16 protein-coding genes and 1 tRNA gene are annotated in these 16,878 nt (G+C 65.8%); 10 read left to right on the top strand and 7 right to left on the bottom strand.

The annotated features are described in order from the left end of the window. Positions 1–10: 10 nt before the first annotated feature. Together AMYHA_RS19080 and sigK are read right to left on the bottom strand one after the other, a co-directional pair. Positions 11–742, bottom strand: a complete 732-nt coding sequence (locus AMYHA_RS19080) for an anti-sigma factor (protein ID WP_034273192.1) — start codon at positions 740–742, stop codon at positions 11–13. Beyond that, positions 739–1,344: an ECF RNA polymerase sigma factor SigK gene (gene sigK / locus AMYHA_RS19075; protein WP_084037372.1), complete on the bottom strand. Its 606-nt coding sequence runs from the start codon at positions 1,342–1,344 to the stop codon at positions 739–741. Before sigK ends, AMYHA_RS19080 begins: the two co-directional genes overlap by 4 nt. Before the next feature lie 177 nt (positions 1,345–1,521). Here sigK and AMYHA_RS19070 point away from each other — a divergent pair, with 177 nt between their 5' ends. From AMYHA_RS19070 to AMYHA_RS19060, 3 genes are read left to right on the top strand one after another with little or no spacing between them, the layout of a single operon-like run. Further along, positions 1,522–1,923, top strand: a complete 402-nt coding sequence (locus AMYHA_RS19070; RefSeq protein WP_034273190.1) for a DUF4383 domain-containing protein — start codon at positions 1,522–1,524, stop codon at positions 1,921–1,923. A 55-nt stretch (positions 1,924–1,978) separates the two neighbouring features. Next, positions 1,979–3,634 carry a molybdopterin-dependent oxidoreductase gene (locus tag AMYHA_RS19065; protein WP_084037371.1) on the top strand — a complete coding sequence of 552 codons (1,656 nt, stop codon included), beginning with the start codon at positions 1,979–1,981 and terminating at the stop codon, positions 3,632–3,634. Positions 3,635–3,681: 47 nt separating this feature from the next. Next, positions 3,682–4,308: a fasciclin domain-containing protein gene (locus AMYHA_RS19060; protein ID WP_034273188.1), complete on the top strand. Its 627-nt coding sequence runs from the start codon at positions 3,682–3,684 to the stop codon at positions 4,306–4,308. A gap of 97 nt (positions 4,309–4,405) precedes the next feature. Here the strand turns inward: AMYHA_RS19060 and AMYHA_RS19055 are convergent, their stop codons facing one another. Together AMYHA_RS19055 and aceE are read right to left on the bottom strand one after the other, a co-directional pair. Next, a complete protein-coding gene (locus AMYHA_RS19055) occupies positions 4,406–6,196 on the bottom strand; it encodes a hydroxysqualene dehydroxylase (protein WP_034273186.1) in 1,791 nt (596 codons plus the stop codon). A 147-nt stretch (positions 6,197–6,343) separates the two neighbouring features. After that, positions 6,344–9,133 carry a pyruvate dehydrogenase (acetyl-transferring), homodimeric type gene (gene aceE, locus AMYHA_RS19050; RefSeq protein ID WP_034273184.1) on the bottom strand — a complete coding sequence of 930 codons (2,790 nt, stop codon included), beginning with the start codon at positions 9,131–9,133 and terminating at the stop codon, positions 6,344–6,346. 326 nt (positions 9,134–9,459) lie between these two features. Here aceE and AMYHA_RS19045 point away from each other — a divergent pair, with 326 nt between their 5' ends. The 3 genes from AMYHA_RS19045 to AMYHA_RS19035 all read left to right on the top strand — a co-directional run bounded on the left by AMYHA_RS19045 (position 9,460) and on the right by AMYHA_RS19035 (position 10,580). Next, on the top strand, positions 9,460–9,882 hold the full coding sequence (locus tag AMYHA_RS19045) for a DUF3052 domain-containing protein (protein WP_034273181.1): 423 nt from the start codon (positions 9,460–9,462) through the stop codon (positions 9,880–9,882). Between the two features lie 67 nt (positions 9,883–9,949). Then, entirely contained in the window at positions 9,950–10,411 is a 462-nt protein-coding gene (locus AMYHA_RS19040) for a peroxiredoxin (RefSeq protein WP_034277963.1), read from the top strand. 94 nt (positions 10,412–10,505) lie between these two features. Further along, positions 10,506–10,580, top strand: a tRNA-Val gene (locus tag AMYHA_RS19035). Between the two features lie 493 nt (positions 10,581–11,073). Here AMYHA_RS19035 and AMYHA_RS19030 read toward each other — a convergent pair. The 3 genes from AMYHA_RS19030 to AMYHA_RS19025 all read right to left on the bottom strand — a co-directional run bounded on the left by AMYHA_RS19030 (position 11,074) and on the right by AMYHA_RS19025 (position 12,994). Then, a complete protein-coding gene (locus AMYHA_RS19030) occupies positions 11,074–11,307 on the bottom strand; it encodes a hypothetical protein (RefSeq protein WP_034273178.1) in 234 nt (77 codons plus the stop codon). 2 nt (positions 11,308–11,309) lie between these two features. Then, entirely contained in the window at positions 11,310–11,468 is a 159-nt protein-coding gene (locus tag AMYHA_RS27180; RefSeq protein WP_157362252.1) for a hypothetical protein, read from the bottom strand. A gap of 332 nt (positions 11,469–11,800) precedes the next feature. After that, positions 11,801–12,994: a helix-turn-helix domain-containing protein gene (locus AMYHA_RS19025; protein WP_051400091.1), complete on the bottom strand. Its 1,194-nt coding sequence runs from the start codon at positions 12,992–12,994 to the stop codon at positions 11,801–11,803. Positions 12,995–13,085: 91 nt separating this feature from the next. On the opposite strand from AMYHA_RS19025, the gene AMYHA_RS19020 reads away from it, so the two are divergent. From AMYHA_RS19020 to AMYHA_RS26585, 4 genes are all read left to right on the top strand, one after another. Then, entirely contained in the window at positions 13,086–13,829 is a 744-nt protein-coding gene (locus AMYHA_RS19020; RefSeq protein ID WP_034273175.1) for an HAD family hydrolase, read from the top strand. A gap of 627 nt (positions 13,830–14,456) precedes the next feature. Beyond that, on the top strand, positions 14,457–15,062 hold the full coding sequence (locus AMYHA_RS28010; RefSeq protein WP_051400090.1) for a hypothetical protein: 606 nt from the start codon (positions 14,457–14,459) through the stop codon (positions 15,060–15,062). A gap of 22 nt (positions 15,063–15,084) precedes the next feature. After that, positions 15,085–15,612 carry a hypothetical protein gene (locus AMYHA_RS19010; protein WP_034273171.1) on the top strand — a complete coding sequence of 176 codons (528 nt, stop codon included), beginning with the start codon at positions 15,085–15,087 and terminating at the stop codon, positions 15,610–15,612. A 119-nt stretch (positions 15,613–15,731) separates the two neighbouring features. Continuing rightward, on the top strand, positions 15,732–16,373 hold the full coding sequence (locus AMYHA_RS26585; RefSeq protein ID WP_084037370.1) for a J domain-containing protein: 642 nt from the start codon (positions 15,732–15,734) through the stop codon (positions 16,371–16,373). The last annotated feature ends 505 nt before the right edge of the window (positions 16,374–16,878 follow it).

Genomic DNA, 16,878 nt, shown 5'->3' with positions numbered 1-16,878 from the left:
TCCTCCGGCGTCAGCCGAGTGCCATCGTCATGACCGGGTCGGTGGTGGGCTGCTCGGAGCCGCCTTCCGGTTCGATGGTCACGCCGAGCACGTTGGCTCCCTCGATCGTGTCTGCGATGACCGGTGTGTCCTGGTCGGGCAGCAGTCCGGCGGAGTGCGCGCCGTCCGGTCCGATCAGCCACAGCTGATACGTCTTTTCCTCGCCGGGAGCAGGCACGTCCTTCGGCAGGAAAGCAACCTTGCCGTGCTGCCGGGAGACCACGACGGTGGCTCGCATGTCGCCCGACTTCGCTGCCATGATCTTGGTGTTCTGTGCCGCGATCATGTCGGCGACGGTCTCGTACCGGGAGCTCACTTCCGCGAGTTGCTCCTCAGCGCGGCTCGCCTCGTCGTCCAGCCGGATGACCTGCGAACCGAGCACGATCGCGGCGATCGCCGCCGCCGCTGCCGCCATCGACGTCACGCGCAGCGGCCACTTCCTGCCCCGGAGCGGGATGATCGGACCCTCGTCGGGTGGGAGTTGCCGCACCCGCCTGATACCGGCCATGACGTCCTGTTTCAGCGACTCTGGCGGCTGTGTCGCGACGGCCGAGCCGAGCCGCGCCGCCGTCTCCTGCATCTCAGCGACTTCCTTGGCGCATGCCGGGCATTGGGCGAGGTGGTCCTCGAACTCCACGCGTTCGGCCTCCGACAGCGCGTGCAACGCGTACGCGCCGGTCAAGGTGTGGATGTCGGCGTTCATTTGCTCACCCCCAAGCAGTCGCGCAGCCGGATCAGGCCGTCGCGGAGACGTGTCTTGACCGTTCCTAGCGGGGTGTCGAGCAGTGTTGCGACCTCGCCGTAGGTGTAGCCCTGGTAGTAGGCGAGGCCAACGGACTCCCGCTGCAGCTCGGTGAGCGTGTCAAGGCAGTTACGCACCTGACGTTGCTCGAACCTGCTCGCGACCTCGTCCGAGACGCTGTCGAACGGGGTGTCCTGCTGGCCTGCCGCCATTCTCGCTTCCCTGTCGACGGTCGACTGCGCCGAGCGCACCCGGTCAACGGCTCTGCGATGTGCGATGGTCATCGCCCAGGACGTCACGCTGCCTCGCTCCGAGTGGAATCTGGACGCCGTCCGCCACAGGTCGATGAAGACCTCCTGGGTGACCTCCTCCGACTGGGCTGGGTCGCGCATGACCCTGAGCACGAGCCCGTAGATCCGATCGGCGAGCAAGTCGTACAGCTCGGCGAAGGCCTGCTCGTCCCCTCGGGCCACCCTGCTCATCAGGTCCTGATGACCTGACTGGGCTACGGCACGCAGGTCCGGTTTGCCGGAACGCGCGCGCTCAGCTCTCGCACCGTGCATCGCATCTCCTCATCGCGGGCAGCTACCAAACGGTATTCGGAGGCTCGGGCGTTCCGGATTGGTGGGCTGCCCAGCTTGTCGCCGTGACCAGTCCATCGCGGTGCCCGCACCGAATGACCGTTGCGGTCAGCAGACCGGCCAGTACGGCAACGCACCAGGATTAGCCAGGAGACCAGTATGGACTCGCACGTTCACGTCCGCGCGATCTCGTCCAACCGGGTCGCGGGCGCGGTCGTCGGAGCCTGCTACGTCCTCATCGGTATCGCCGGGTTGACGCTGACCGCGACGACGGGCTTCGCGGCGGCTGAGGGCGTTCACCTGCTGATTTTCCAGCTGAACCCGCTGCACAACGTGCTGCACCTCGTGCTGGGCACGGCGCTCGGCCTCGCCGCCTACCGAGGGCTGCGGCACGCGATGCTGGTCAACGGCGTCGTCGGCGCCTGCTTCGGCGCGCTCGGGGTGCTTGGGTTGTTCCTGCTTGACGCCGGAATGAACCCGCTCGCGTTGAACGGCGCGGACAACGTGCTGCACCTGTCCAGCGCGGTCATCCTGCTCGTTGTCTCGGCGGCACGCAGGTGATCACGCGTTCGAGTGAAGTGCCAGCACGACCAATCCGACGTGATCATCGCGCCGAATGCAGGGCATGAACATCAACGACCGGAAGCGCGGAACGCGCCGCGGTGGCCGCATCCTGATCGGTGCCATCGTGGGCATCATCGCCGCTGGCTGCGGCCTCGCGATCGGTGAGCTGGCAGCCGCCGGCACCGGACCAGCGACGTCGCCGGTGCTCTCGGTCGGTTCGGCTGCCATCGACCTCGCGCCGACTCCGGTGAAGGAATTCGCGATCCGCACCTTCGGCACCGCGGACAAGCTGGTGCTGATCTCCGGAGTGCTCGCGGCGCTGGTGATCCTGTCGGCGTTCGGCGGCGTTCTGGCCAGGACGCGGTTCGGCATCGGCGCGGTCATCTTCCTGGTCTTCGGCGTCCTGGGCGTGCTCGCCGCGTTGACTCGCGCCAGTTCGGAACTCACCGACGGCATCCCGTCCGCGCTGGCGGGGCTGACCGCGCTCGGCGTGCTGTACCTGCTCGTCCGCGTGTGGCGGAGGGGCGAGGAGCCCGCGCCCGCGGCAACCGATGCGGCGCCCGACCCGGCGCCCGACGCTGACCCGGCCTCCGGCACCGCCGCACCGGTGGAGACCGACGAGACGTCCAGTGTCAAGCCTTCTCGCCGTGGCCTGCTCATCGCGAGCGTGGCCAGCGTCGCGGGTGCCGCCGTCGCCGCCACCGCGGGCAGGTTGCTGCAAGCCGTCCGACAAGACGTCGCGGAGTCCCGCGCCGCCATCCGGCTGCCCACACCGGCCGACCCCGCGCCCGAGCTGCCAGCCGGGTACCGCACGAAGGTGCCGGGCATCAGCCCGTACTTCACACCGAACAAGGACTTCTACCGCGTCGACACCGTGCTGTCGCTGCCGTCCATCCCCGCGGAGGAGTGGACGCTGCGCATCGGCGGTGACGTGACGCGGCCGATCGAGCTGACCTACGCCGAACTGCTCGACCGGGGGCTGACCGAGCGCGACCTGACGCTGTCGTGCGTGTCCAACCAGGTCGGCGGCCCCTACGTCGGCACGGCGCGCTGGCTCGGCGTCCCGCTCGGCGACCTGCTTCGCGATGCGGGCGTGTCCAGCTCGTCAGACCAGCTGCTCAGCCGTTCCGAGGACGGCATGACCATCGGCACCCCAATGGAGGCGGTGCTCGACAGCAGGGACGCGCTGCTCGCGGTCGGCATGAACGGCGAGCCGCTGCCTATCAACCATGGTTTTCCCGCTCGCATGATCGTCCCGGGTTTCTACGGCTACACCTCGGCGACCAAGTGGGTCGTCGAGCTCACCGCGACCCGGTTCGATCAGGTCCAGGCGTACTGGACCCAACGGGACTGGGATCCGCGCGGGGTGGTCAAGACCGCCTCGCGTGTCGACGTGCCGCGACCGTTCGAACGGGTGAGCCAAGGCGAAGTCACAGTCGCCGGTGTTGCCTGGGCTCAGCATCGCGGCATCAGTGCGGTTCAGGTCCGCATGGACGGAGGTCCATGGCAGGACGCTGAACTGTCCGAACAGGTCAGCGCCGACACCTGGCGGCAGTGGCGCACGACCTTCAGCGCTCGGCCCGGCACCCGCCGGTTCGAGGTCAGAGCCGCCGACGGCAATGGGGACCTCCAGACGCCCAATCGCACGCCGCCGTTTCCCGACGGCGCATCCGGTTGGCATTCCGTTGCCGTGACCGTCACCCCATAGCACCCGCACGAAGGCTCGTCGGGTTCGTAGGAAAGGAAAACGCAGAGATGTCGAGGAAAATGAATCGGTTCGCGGGTGTCATCGCGGGTATCGCCGCATCGGGTCTGTTGCTCGCCGGCTGTTCGCAGGGCGAAGAGGCCGCCAGCAGCGGCAGCGAGAACGCGGGCGGCAACGACACCGCGGCCTCGGCCAGCACGAGCGGTGAGTTCGGCGAGGCATGCTCGGCCGTGCCGGAGGATGGCGCTGGCAGCTTCGATGGCATGGCTCAGGACCCGGTCGCCACGGCCGCGTCCAACAACCCGGTGCTGTCCACCCTGGTCACCGCGGTGAAGAAGGCAGGTCTGGTCGACACGCTGAACTCGGCCGAGAACATCACCGTGTTCGCGCCGACCAACGACGCCTTCGGCAAGATCCCGGAGGAGGACCTCAACGCGGTGCTCTCCGACAAGGAGACCCTGACCTCGGTGCTGACCTACCACGTGGTCGGCGAGGAGGTCACCCCGGAGGACCTGTCCTCGGGTGAGTTCGAGACCCTGCAGGGCGGCACGGTGGAGACCTCGGGCAGTGGCGAGGAATTCACGGTCAACGGCAGCGCGAGCGTCGCCTGCGGCAACGTTCAGACCGCCAACGCGACTGTCTACATCATCGACAGCGTGCTCATGCCGAAGCAGTAAGCTCGGCTGAGCAGCAAGGGCCCTTCCGGTTTCTCAGTGCGGCCGGAAGGGCCCTTGTCGTGCGCTTGGCAGGGCGTCAGGCCAGCCCGCTGCTGCCTCAGGGAAAGCGGGGATCGAGGACGTCGAACTGGTTGGGCAGGCCCATCCGATACAACTGGCGGTCCCACTGCTTGGCCGGTTCGAACTCTGGTGGCCGGAACAGCGGCGTGACTTGGCATTTCTCCGCGTCGGCACCCGCAGCGTCCAGCAGTGCGTTGACGGCCTGCCGCCCGCCCTTGTTCGCGCCTTCCATCGTCGTGACGTTGATATCAGTGCGGACCCAGTCACCTGCCAGGAACAGGTTGTCGACACCAGTGCCCGATTCCGGGCGGTCTGCCCACGAACCAGGCGACTGGATGAACAGCGGTTCGGCATTGCGGACACCCGGTGTGCCGGAGTCGATGATCGCGGGGTCGAGGAACCAGGAGTGCAGCATGTCGTCGGTCAGCACCTCGTTGCCGGTGTCGTTGAGATGGGCCTTGATCTCCGCCCAGACCTCATCGGCGATCTCCTCTGGCACGCAGTCCTTGGCCGCCTTCGTGGTGAACATGCCAGGGGAGGTCCAGTCGGACAGGATCGTCGACAGACAGTCGGACACCGTGCCGTCACCGTAGGTGGCGAAGTCCCGGCGCCAGAACTGCGCCTGGCTGATTGACGTGATCGCCCACCCTGAGTCGACGTAGTTGACGTGGCCAGGGGTGATCGGCACCGGCTGCTTGAGGTAGAACATCAAGCCGTTCATCCAGTCGGTGCGCAGATCGCGGATGCTGGCAAGGCTCGGGTCCGCCGCGAGCAGATCGGGCGTCAGCAGCTGGGTGAATCGCTCGACGGGGATCGCCGAGACGAACCAGTCCGCGTGCACCGCCGTGGTACTGCCATCCTGCCCGCTTATCGTCGCCGAGGTGATCCGGCCGCGGTCGAGCTGGAGGCCGTCCAGTGTCCAGCCGACCTCGAACCGCACACCGAGCCCGCGCAGGTGCTCGATCCACGGGTCCAGCCATCGTTCGCTCGTTTCCCCATCGAGAACCCGGTCGACGGAGGCGTTCTCTTCGTTGCCCCTGCCCATCGCGCTCCACGCCGTCGTCTCGCCGACAAGGCCGATCGAGTGCGTGCTGGCATCGGCGGACTTCATCGCCGCGAGGTTGCGGATCATGCCGTCGGCCAGGAACGCCCGATACTCGTCTGACATCCGCTCTGCCCGGATGAAGTCGCTCCACGGCAGCCGGTCCCACTGGCCGAGTCGCCGCTCGTCACAACTGGTCGCGTACACGAGCGCCTTCTGCGCGAAGAACGCCGCCTCCTGTGGCGGCAGCCGGAACGCAGTCTCGGCTCCCGCGCGCATGGTCTCCAGGAATGACTCCGGCGTGTACGGCTGGGGCTGCGGCGGGAACGGCTCAGGGAACGGGATCGTCAGATCCGCCCGGCCATCGGCCCGCGCGCCGAGATACGTCGTGGCCCTGGTCAGGTTCTCCCAGCAACCCTTGTCGTTGCCGGGGAACGGGATGCGGCGCATCGTGTCGCCGAGATCGTGGTAGAAGCCGGGGAAGAACCGGAACCCGTGCTCACCAGGCAGGGGCCTGCGGTCGCCAGTGGCGGACTCAGGCACGGGGATGCTGCGTGCTTTGCCACCCAGCGACGTGCGCTCGTACACGATGACGTCGAAGCCCCGCTCGGCCAGCTCGTGGGCGGCGGTCAGCCCGGCGACCCCAGCACCGAATATCGCGACGCTACGTCCAGGAGACCGGCGAACGGACCCGGACGCGGGTGCGCCGATACTCCACGCGGCTACGGCGGCACCCGTCGCCGCTGCGGTGCGAAGGAAGGTCCTGCGTGGCACGGGTGGTTTCATGATGTCTCCCGCCGTTCCGCCATGGACCATGACCGTACTGTTGAACAACGGCCAACAGCTATTGGCGGGCTGTCAACTCACCCGATAAGAGTAAGGGCCCTTCCGGTTCCGCGGTGCGGCCGGAAGGGCCCTTGTCGCACGTCGCCCTTACGCGTCGCCGGACTCCGACAGCTGTGGTCCCGCCGCCGCGATGTCGTGCAGCTGGTAGGCCTGCGATGCCCGCGACACCACGGACTGTTCCACCTGGCCCTTGCGAGCGAGCGCGGCCAGCGTGCCGACCACGATCGACTGCGCGTCGACCAAGAAGTACCGCCGCGCGGCGGGCCGGGTATCGGAGAAGCCGAACCCGTCGGTGCCGAGGCTGACCATGTCGCCGGGCACCCACGGCCGGATCTGATCCGGCACCGCCCGCATCCAGTCCGAGACCGCCACGATCGGGCCCTCGGTGTCGAGCAGCTTCTCGGTCACGAACGGCGACCTCGGCTCGTCATCAGGGTGCAGCAGGTTGTGCCTGTCCACCGCGACCGCGTCGCGACGCAGCTCCGACCAGGACGTGGCCGACCAGACGTCGGCGCGTACACCCCACTCGTCCGCCAGCATCTCCTGCGCTCGCAGCGCGTCCGGCATCGTCACACCGGAGACCAGGATCTGCGCCTTCGGGCCCGTGCCTTCCGGTGCCTGCTGGTACCGGTACAGCCCGCGCAGCAGCCCGTCGACGTCGAGGTTCTCCGGCTCGGCGGGTTGCTGGTACGGCTCGTTGTAGACCGTCAGGTAGTAGAAGATGTTCTCCGGATCGTCGCCGTACATCCGGCGCAACCCGTCCCGGACGATGTGCGCGATCTCGTACGACCACGCCGCGTCGTAGGCGACCACCGCCGGGTTGGTCACCGCGAGCAGCAGCGAGTGCCCGTCGGCGTGTTGCAAGCCCTCACCCGTGAGCGTGGTGCGGCCCGCCGTGGCGCCGATGACGAACCCGCGCGCCATCTGGTCGGCGGCGGCGTAGAAGCTGTCGCCGGTGCGCTGGAACCCGAACATCGAGTAGAAGATGTAGATCGGGATCATCGGCTCGCCCTGCGTGGCGTACGACGTCCCCGCAGCGGTGAACGACGCGACCGAACCAGCCTCGTTGATGCCCTCGTGCAGCAGCTGGCCCTGCTCGCTTTCCTTGTAGGCCAGCATGAGCTGGGCGTCGACCGAGGTGTAGGTCTGGCCGTGCGGGTTGTAGATCTTGGCCGTCGGGAACATCGAGTCGAGGCCGAACGTGCGGGCCTCGTCCGGGATGATCGGCACCAGCCGGCTGCCGACGCCCTCGTCCTTGGCTAGCTCGCGCACCAGCCGGACGAACGCCATCGTCGTGGCGACCTCCTGCTTGCCGGAGCCCTTGCTGATGGACTCGTAGACCTTGTCGCCGGGCAGCACCAGCGGCTTCGACTGGGTGCGCCGCTCAGGCAAGAACCCGCCGAGCGTCTTGCGGCGGCCCATCATGTACTCGATCTCGCGGGAGTTCTCGCCGGGGTGGTAGTACGGCGGCAGCTTCGGGTCGGCCTCGAGCTGCTCGTCGCTGATCGGGATGCGCTGGGCGTCGCGGAACAGCTTGAGGTCGTCGAGGGTGAGCTTCTTCATCTGGTGGGTGGCGTTGCGGCCCTCGAACGACGCGCCGAGGCCATAGCCCTTGATGGTGTGCGCCAGGATGACCGTCGGCTGGCCGTGGTGCTCGAGCGCGGCCTTGTACGCGGCGTAAACCTTGCGGTAGTCGTGGCCGCCGCGCTTGAGGTTCCAGATGTCGGCGTCGGAGAGGTCCGCGACGAGGTCCTTGGCGCGCGGGTCGCGGCCGAAGAAGTGCTCGCGCACGTAGGCGCCGTCGTTGGCCTTGTACGTCTGGAAGTCGCCGTCCGGCGTGGTGTTCATCAAGTTGATCAGCGCGCCGTCGCGGTCGGCGTGCAGCAGCGAGTCCCACTCGCGGCCCCAGATCACCTTGATGACGTTCCAGCCAGCGCCCCGGAAATAGGCCTCCAGCTCCTGGATGATCTTGCCGTTGCCCCTGACGGGGCCGTCGAGGCGCTGCAGGTTGCAGTTGATCACGAAGGTGAGGTTGTCGAGGCCCTCACCGGCGGCGATGTGGATCAGGCCGCGCGACTCCGGCTCGTCCATCTCGCCGTCGCCGAGGAACGCCCAGACGTGCTGGTCCGAGGTGTCGACGATGCCGCGCGCGTGCTGGTAGCGATTGAACCGCGCCTGGAAGATCGCGTTCATCGGGCCGATGCCCATCGACACCGTCGGGTATTCCCAGAAGTCCGGCATCAGCCTCGGGTGCGGGTACGACGGCAGCCCGCCGCCCTCACCGGCATGCGAATACTCCTGCCGGAAGCCGTCGAGCTGGGACTCGGTGAGCCTGCCCTCGAGGTAGGCGCGGGCGTAGATGCCGGGGGAGGCGTGGCCCTGGATGAAGATCTGGTCGCCGCCGCCGGAGTGGTCCTTGCCACGGAAGAAGTGGTTGAAGCCCACCTCGTAGAGCGCGGCGGACGAGGCGTAGGTGGAGATGTGCCCGCCGACGCCGACGCCGGGCCGCTGTGCCCGGTGCACCATGATCGCCGCGTTCCACCGGATGAAGGCGCGGTAGCGGCGCTCGATCTCCTCGTCACCGGGGAACCAGGGTTCGTTCTCGGTGGGGATGGTGTTGACGTAGTCGGTCTCGGTCAACGGCGGCACGCCGACGTTGCGCTCCCTGGCCCGTTCCAGCAGACGCAGCATCAGGTAGCGGGCGCGCTGCTGACCGCCCCGTGCGAGTGCCTCGTCGAACGAGTCGAGCCACTCCGAGGTCTCCTCGGTGTCGATGTCGGGCAGGTGGGCGGCGAGGCCGTCGCGAATGACGTGCACGCGCGACGGGCTGGCGTGACCAGCCGGGGCGCCGTCGCCGTTCGAGCTGTGCTGGGGCAAGGGATCTCCTAGCCTGGGTTAGCTGTGATCGTGGTCATACAGTTCTATTGTCCTCCGCGCTCTGCCTTGTCGCGGTTCGGGCACGCGCGCGCGGGTTACCTAGTCATCCTGGCGTGTTTCGTAGGCCACGTCACTGTTACTAGCCAGTACGAGGAGTGTGTCTCACTCCGTGCGACCTCAGGTCATTCGTGTTGACTTGATCGTGTAAGGAGTCAAGTCGGGCGTTGCCGCTTGCATGTGACGCCGTTGCCGTGTTCGCTAGCGCATGAAGATGTATCACCGACGCGCTGAAAAGCAGCGCGCGCGAGAATGGAGGAACAGCGGTCGTGGTCGCCTCTGGAGACGCTGCGGGCAGCGTCGCCGAAAGGCTCGGCATCAAGCCGGACATGGTAGTCCAGGAAATCGGCTGGGATGAGGACGTCGACGACGATGTTCGAGCCGCGATAGAGGAGCTCACGGGCGAGGAGCTACTCGACGAGGAAGCCCAGGAAGTGGTGGACGTCGTGCTGCTGTGGTGGCGCGACGGCGACGGTGACCTCGGGGACGCGCTCGTCGACGCGCGGGTGTCGCTCGACGAGGACGGCGCTATCTGGGTGCTGACGCCCAAGACGGGTCGCCCAGGCCACGTCGAGCCCGCTGAGCTCGCTGAGGCGGTGCCCACGGTGGGCCTGTCGCAGACCTCGAACGTCAGCGTCGGGGAGGCCTGGATGGGTTCCCGGCTGGTGTCGCCGAAAAAGGCGAAGCGTTGAGCGTCTTTCGAGGCCGCTAGGGTGTGATCGGCAGCAGTACACCCGAAGGATCGAGAGGATGTCGCCGATGGCGGTCGAGGTTGGCTCGCAGGCACCTGACTTCACGCTCAACGACTACAACAAGCAGCCCGTCACGCTGTCGGACTTCCGCGGCGACAAGCCGGTGCTGCTGGTGTTCTACCCGTTCGCGTTCAGCGGGATCTGCCAAGGCGAGCTGTGCCAGCTCCGCGACGAGTTCGACGACTACGTCGGCAGCGGCGTGCAGGTGCTCGGCGTCTCGGTGGACACCCCGTTCTCGCTCAAGGCGTGGGCCGACCAGCAGGGCTACCAGTTCCCGCTGCTGTCGGACTTCTGGCCGCACGGTGAGGTCGCGCAGGCGTACGGGGTGTTCAACGACAAGGCGGGCCTCGCCGTGCGCGGCACCTTCCTGATCGACACCGACGGCATCGTCCGCTACGCCGAGGTCAACCAGCCCGGTGAGGCACGGGACCAGGAGGCGTGGAAGAAGGCGATTGCCGGGCTGTCCTGACGGCACGGCATGATGCCGGTAGTGGCATGCGGCGGCCGTCGGTGACGCTGCGGCATGATGTAATGCGGTGCCCGTCGTCGCGGCGGGCACCATCGGGCGCATAGCTCAGCGGAAGAGCACTTGCCTTACAAGCAAGGGGTCGCAGGTTCGAACCCTGCTGCGCCCACCACTGAAAGCGCAGTTCATAGGGCTGTCGTGGTCGTTGTCGTGCCCATCCGTATCCAGCTTGCGCCGGACCGCCTACACCCGGTGGGAGCCCCTGATATTCACGCTGCTGGAGCGTTCGCAGGCGGAGCAGCTTGCGCGTGCGGCGATCTTGTGGAGTCGTGCGTGAAAGCGCTCTTGGGTACCGGAGTCCGCCCGCGCTAGCACGAGATCGAGAGCCGCCTGCATGTGAGGCCTGGGGACCCGGGCAGCGCCCAACTCTTCCCAGCGGGAAATCGCGCGCACCGATACTCCGAGATGATCGGCCCACGCACGCACGCTCATCCGCATTGCGTGCCGCAGCGCGCTGGCCTCTCGACCGGTCCAGTGATGCACGATCATGCTCGCTCACCGCTGTGCGAAACCGGGCCGGTTCACGGGCGCTCTCACGGACTCGGTGCGGGACCGAATCAGATCAGGTTTCGGGGCATTCATGGCCATCCTGCCTGGGTAGGTAGCTATGTATCGGTGGTTTCGCCGTTGTTGGCGTGTGTGCGCAGCAGCTCGGCCAACTCCAGCAGCAGCTCGGCGAACTCCCGCTGCCGCTGCGGCGTGATCCGGCCTTCTAGCAGTGCCAGCGCGACGTCCGGCACTTTGCCGTTGATGGCCGCCAGTGCTGAGAGCAGCGCTCGGGTATCGGGTTCCAGGGCGTCCGACTGTGGCTCGGTGGGCAAACCTTCGCCCACAGTCACGGCTAGAACCCTTCCCGCAGCCGGAAGGCCAGGCGCACCTGCGGGCAGGGCCACCGCTGCGCGCAACAGCCGCACCGCTGCTCGCGGTCCGGCTCCACGGCTGGCACGTGACGCAGGAACGCCCACGCGGTCAGGTAGTACAGCTGGGCCGGTTCCGGCACACGGGGCTCAGTCCGTGGTGCCAGGGCATTGCGGCCGCGATACCAGGCGCGCGGCACGGGGAGGGGGTGTCGCTCGGTGGTGAGCTGGGTGGGCATTGGGTCTCGGTCTCCGTCTCATCCGGGGATGTGCAACCTTCCGTGGGGTGGCACTCAGCGCCGGGGACAGCTGTCGCAGCAAGACGCACGCCGGGGGCGGACCTATGCGGGAGGGTCGCGTGCGGGGCGATCAGGACTGGATCACCCGGCGCTGAGTGCCTGGAATGGGACCGTATGCCGATTACCCAGCAGTAACCCGAACTGTCAGTTCGGGTGATCTGTGAGTTCGGATTGCGTCAGAGCGGCAGTCCGACGCGGTCGGCGAGCCGGGCGGCTTCACGCGAGATGGATCGGTGACCGCGTTCGGCAACCGTGCGCAAGACGGCATGCGCAGCTGGGCGGTAGCGGACGTCTTCGGGTGCTTCCCGTTCGGCGGCGCTGAGGAGCGTTAAGGCACTGCCGTAGTCACGGCGTTGCTGGTGCCCCTTGGCTTGGTCCAGCAGGAAGGCGACGCGCCGTTCAATGGAGGGTGAGTGTTCGTAGTCAATGCGCTCTGCCAGTCGTAATCCTTCACCAGCTTCGACTTCGACACTGACGGCGTACATCGCGACATTCGTCGGGCCGAACGCTGTCCAGCAGGTGTTGCGTTCACCAGTGTGCTCTGCCCAGGGAACGGTGGTGCGGAGGCGGTCGCGAGCTGTCCACGTGTCGCCGCGGCGGGCGGCGGCAATCGCTGCTACCAGGTGGAGTGCACCGGAGAGGGCGAGTGCGTCAGGGTTGCCGTCCGTGACACCTGGCTGCAACTGTTCGACGGCGTGCATGGCGGTGGCTTCCGCGCCTTCTGTTTGGCCGTCTGCGAGTAGCACTTGCGTCAGGTTCCATGTCGCCCCTGCCATCCGCAGCGGGTCGTCGGCAGCTTCGGCGGCACGGACAGCGCGGTCAGCGGCGAGCAGCGACAGGTCGCCACGGCCAACCCGCTTGGTCACGGTGCGGAGCAGGCCGTAGAGATCGGCCGCGATGCGGTGTGATGCCTGTTGGTCGGCGGGTTGCGCCGCTCGCGTTGCTGTGTTGACGGCCGCGACAAGCCTCGGTAGGCGCTGCACTACTTCGCTGTATCGGTGTGGTGAGGTTTGCCAGGTGCGCCAAGCGTTCAGCACTTCGTGCCGCAGCGTCGGCAGCGGCGACACCTCGCGAGAGTGCGATGTCGGATCGGTTAGGGCGCGGTACAGCACGTCGCCGTGGGCGCTGCTGCTGCGTGAGGGTCCTGGCATGGGCTGGTGACCCAGCAAGGCACTGAGTTCAACCCGGAGGATGTCGGCTAACTGGGCAAGCACGGTCAGCGTTGGCAGCTTCTGGCCGCGTTCGATTTGATACAGGTAGTCGGGCGTGATCCCGGCCAGACCAGCTACCACGGTCTTGGTCTTGCGAGCGGTGGCGCGGTAGAAGCGCACCCGTTCGCCGACGATGCGTGCCAGCTGTTCGTTCGCCACTGTGCTCGATGTCCCTTCCCACTGAGGGAGCTGACCAGGACAGATCGTATCGCGATCCGCACGCAGCGTGACAACTGGCAAACTTGTAAGAATGGTGACGCCGCAACCAACTGATCCCGACGCGCCCACCCTGGTGCTGTGGGACATCGACCACACCTTGATCGAAACCAGGGGTGTCGGTCGCGCGATCTACGACCGGGCTTTTCCCGCCGCGACTGGCCGATCGCTGGAAAAGCTGGCGCAGATCGCCGGTCGGACTGAGCTGGACATCATGAGCGAATCGCTGCGGGTCAACGGGATCGAGCCAACCGACACGGCGGTGCAGCGACTGGCGGCAGCGCTTGTGCAGGGTCACGAGGACGCCCGCGACGAACTGGCGACCACCGGGCGGGCACTCCCTGGTGCGGCCGAAGCGCTGCAGACGCTCGCGGCGATCCCACACGTCCACCAGGGCGTGCTGACCGGGAACCTCCGGGAGGTCGCTCGGATCAAGGTAGAGGTGTTCGGGCTTGATCGTTATCTCGACCTGGAGAGCAGCGCCTACGGCGACGACCACACCGACCGGGCCGAGCTAGTGGCCATCGCACAACGCCGAGCCAAAGAGCACACCGGAACAACGTTCGACAACGATCACACGGTGCTCATTGGCGACACCGTCAACGACGTGAAAGCCGCGCTGGTGGCAGGCGTGCGGGTCGTCGCGGTCGCAACCGGCAAGAGCGACGCCGAAGTACTGCGTGGTGCAGGGGCCGTTAATGTGCTGCCGGAGCTGACTCAGGTGGAGCGAGTAATCGAGATGCTGACGTGTTCACGATCGACTAGCGGGCCACGATGATCGCGGGGAATGTTTTGCGGGGTTGTTCGCGTCTGTAGCCCACATGATCCGTGATATTACGTAGCGTAAGGCTTCGATGACGTTCCTGCTACGGTCGCTACCACATGTCTGATCCACTTTAACTAACGTTGGACCTTACAAGGTGACCACTCCTGAAGGTTTGCTCAACTTTCTTCAGTCGCGACACGCTCCGATTGAGGGCAGATACGCATTGATGCGTGGGCCGACCGGAAGATTGAGTGGATGGTGGGCGTGGCTCTGAATGAGCAGGCCGTGAGCGATTAGGTGACACATCAAGCGGCGGGAACGGGCTTCGACAGCGACTCCGGCCGAGCGAGCCAAGCTCAAAGCATAACGGTCGTGTCTACAACTCGAGGGAACTGAACCGCTCGAAGTGGTGAGCCCTGTGGACGCGACGAGCGGCCTTGCCGGTTAGTTCGACCACGCACCGGTGATGCTTCCGTCAGCCGCTCTGCGTAACGACGCACGCTATATGACCGACGGTGCAGTCAAGGGGCTCGCTAGGAGCGATTCCCGTCTGTTGTGGGTGCGGCCAACAAGGGGCTGTGAAACCTGCAGCGGCACCAAGCTGACTACGTGGCCGTGGATGAAGGAGGAACCCCCTCGATGCGGTACCCGACACTTCTTGTCGCCCCTGCGGCGGCACTCGCGCTGTTCACCGGCTGTGGCACGGGGCCTGCGTCTGGCTCCGGCGCAACCACCGTTGACGAGAATCAGGTGGCTCCCGGGGATACCGGGCAGCAAGCTGACGACGGTGACGCTGCGTTGGGCACGCGAGATAATCCGTTGACGCTGGGCACCAGGATCGAGATGGGTGACTGGACGCTCGCCGTCACTGACGTCACACTCGACGCCACCAAGAAGGTACTCAACGAAAATCCGTTTAACGAGAAACCCGTCAAGGGTCGTCAGTTCGTCATGTTCGCCGTGAAAGCCACCTACCAGGGCAAGGAGTCTGGCACCGCGTGGACGGACTTCAGTTGGGCTATCGTCGGCAACAAGGGCAATACCTTCGGCGGCACCTCGATGGACGACCACTGCGGGGTCATCCCGAAGCCGCTCGACGACACCGGCGAAACGTTCCCCGACGGCAAAGTCCGCGGCAACGTCTGCATCTCCGCACCCTCCAACCAACTCGACGGCGCCACCATCCGCATCGAGGAAACCTTGAGTTTCGAAGACACCCGCGCATTCTACGCGCTTCAACGATGAGCGTGTTGCCTCGGTCGTGCCGATGAATAGCGACGAGCAACGGCTCACCACCTTGCTGAGCGAGTTGGAGACGTACCGGGCGGCGCGGGAACGCCTCTTGCGGATGCTCGGGCCCCGCATGTCGAATCGTGATCCACTCACGGAATTCGCGGAACACCTCGTTGCGGCCTGGATGGGTGGGCGGCTGGCAGACAACCCTGTGCAGGCGCACTGGGACATTGAGCTGCTGGATGGCGCACGAGTTCAGGCGAAGTGCCTCCTAAATACAGCCACCAATGGTCAAGCAGCGTGGGTCAACGAACACGTCGTTCGATCAGTGCCCGGAGTCGATTGGTACGCGCTTGTCATCTTCGAGGGGTTCCGTGTGTCCGGCATTGTGGCCTTTCCATCCGAATTGGGTGCCATTTGTGGTGCACTTGGCAAGCGCCACGGCGAGCAGGAGACGACACTGCAATTCGGTCGGCGCAACTGGCTTACCATCTGCGCGGACCCGGATCGGTTCCGGCGACTCGGTCTCCGGCTGTGGCTCAGCACGGAGAATTCAAACTAGAGATCGGCGCTTGGGGAGCTGGTACGGCAACCGGACTTCGTAATGGTGTGCACGTATTCCTACAGGTGCCGTATACAGCACCAGCAGGCGGAGGTAGGGAGGTGAAGGTGGGGGCGTCAATGAATCGCACCGAGGCGGCGGCAGTGTTGGGTGTCTCCCCTTCCGCGAGCCGGGACGAAATCCAGACGGCGGCACGAGCACAGCTACGACTGCTACACCCCGATCGGTTCAGCGGCGATGCCACCGAGCAGGCCACGGCCAGCGCCGCGTTCCAACGGATCCTGCGTGCACGAGAAGTCCTGCTCACAGACGAGTCAAGCCCGGACGACAACACCGTGCCGCCTTCGTCGGCCACGACCGAGAGAAAGGAACCACGCCAACCGCCTCGGGCCAGCCGTCAACATACACAGCGCCCGCGAACTGACGAGCCACGTAATGACTATACGCACCGCCACCAGCGCTCCAATGCAGCCAGCAAGGAAACGGCCCGCGAAACAGGAGCACAAGCGATGGCCAATGATCAGCTAAAGACCGTGCTGGGGGTCTGCGCGGTAGTCCTCACCTTGCTGGTGGGGATCTATCTCTTTACGTCCACTCCTATGTGCGAGATTGTCACCGGCACCCACACTGAACGGGAAATTTGTCCTGGAGCTTACGACACCGAGTATCCGTGCGATGTCACCTATGAGTCAGAGTGGGTGGAGCGAGCTGGTGAGTGTCGGGATATAGAGGTCCATTCTCGTCCGGCTTCGGACTCATAATGAGCAGAAGATGACAATTGCGATCGAACGAATCGAGAGTCACATTAATCAACAAGGAGGCTATAGCGTGCGTAAACGTATGGTTCCGACTATCCAGATTTGAATTTTGCACCTCGCTGCAAGGAGCTGCGCCGCACGTACAGGGTAAGGAGGTTGGTGACTATTAGAGAAGGTTGGCAGTCCTGGGCACTGGGCTTCCTCGTTGCCGTCGCTGCCGGGTGCGCAGATCCGTCGGATGATGCCACCGCTGTGTCTCAAGAATACGATCTCATCCCGGCAGCTTATCCCCACTGCGAGGAACAGGGGCAAGAGTTCGCCCGGTATCTCGATACTGGAAAGCCAATTAGTTACGATCTTGCTCATGGGGATAAGCGCCAGGCCGTCCTCGAATTGGAAGGGGAGCAGCGAGCGCTAGCCATCCGCCGATACGCAGGGGAAGTTATACGCACGTGTGATATCGACATGATGGAGGCTCTCGAAGCGGAGCGGGAGCGGGAAGCCTCTG

Source organism: Haloechinothrix halophila YIM 93223 (genome assembly GCF_000504245.1).
Classification (GTDB): domain Bacteria; phylum Actinomycetota; class Actinomycetes; order Mycobacteriales; family Pseudonocardiaceae; genus Haloechinothrix_A; species Haloechinothrix_A halophila.
Note: the sequence above shows the minus strand (reverse complement) of the source record. Positions and strands in the feature narration are given on the sequence as shown.

Coding starts and splice junctions, on each gene's coding strand:
- AMYHA_RS19080 (WP_034273192.1), bottom strand. CDS start 742: ATGAACGCCGACATCCACACCTTGACCGGCGCGTACGCGTTGCACGCG.
- sigK (WP_084037372.1), bottom strand. CDS start 1,344: ATGCACGGTGCGAGAGCTGAGCGCGCGCGTTCCGGCAAACCGGACCTG.
- AMYHA_RS19070 (WP_034273190.1), top strand. CDS start 1,522: ATGGACTCGCACGTTCACGTCCGCGCGATCTCGTCCAACCGGGTCGCG.
- AMYHA_RS19065 (WP_084037371.1), top strand. CDS start 1,979: ATGCAGGGCATGAACATCAACGACCGGAAGCGCGGAACGCGCCGCGGT.
- AMYHA_RS19060 (WP_034273188.1), top strand. CDS start 3,682: ATGTCGAGGAAAATGAATCGGTTCGCGGGTGTCATCGCGGGTATCGCC.
- AMYHA_RS19055 (WP_034273186.1), bottom strand. CDS start 6,196: ATGAAACCACCCGTGCCACGCAGGACCTTCCTTCGCACCGCAGCGGCG.
- AMYHA_RS19040 (WP_034277963.1), top strand. CDS start 9,950: ATGGCGGTCGAGGTTGGCTCGCAGGCACCTGACTTCACGCTCAACGAC.
- AMYHA_RS19020 (WP_034273175.1), top strand. CDS start 13,086: ATGGTGACGCCGCAACCAACTGATCCCGACGCGCCCACCCTGGTGCTG.
- AMYHA_RS28010 (WP_051400090.1), top strand. CDS start 14,457: ATGCGGTACCCGACACTTCTTGTCGCCCCTGCGGCGGCACTCGCGCTG.
- AMYHA_RS19010 (WP_034273171.1), top strand. CDS start 15,085: ATGAATAGCGACGAGCAACGGCTCACCACCTTGCTGAGCGAGTTGGAG.
- AMYHA_RS26585 (WP_084037370.1), top strand. CDS start 15,732: ATGAATCGCACCGAGGCGGCGGCAGTGTTGGGTGTCTCCCCTTCCGCG.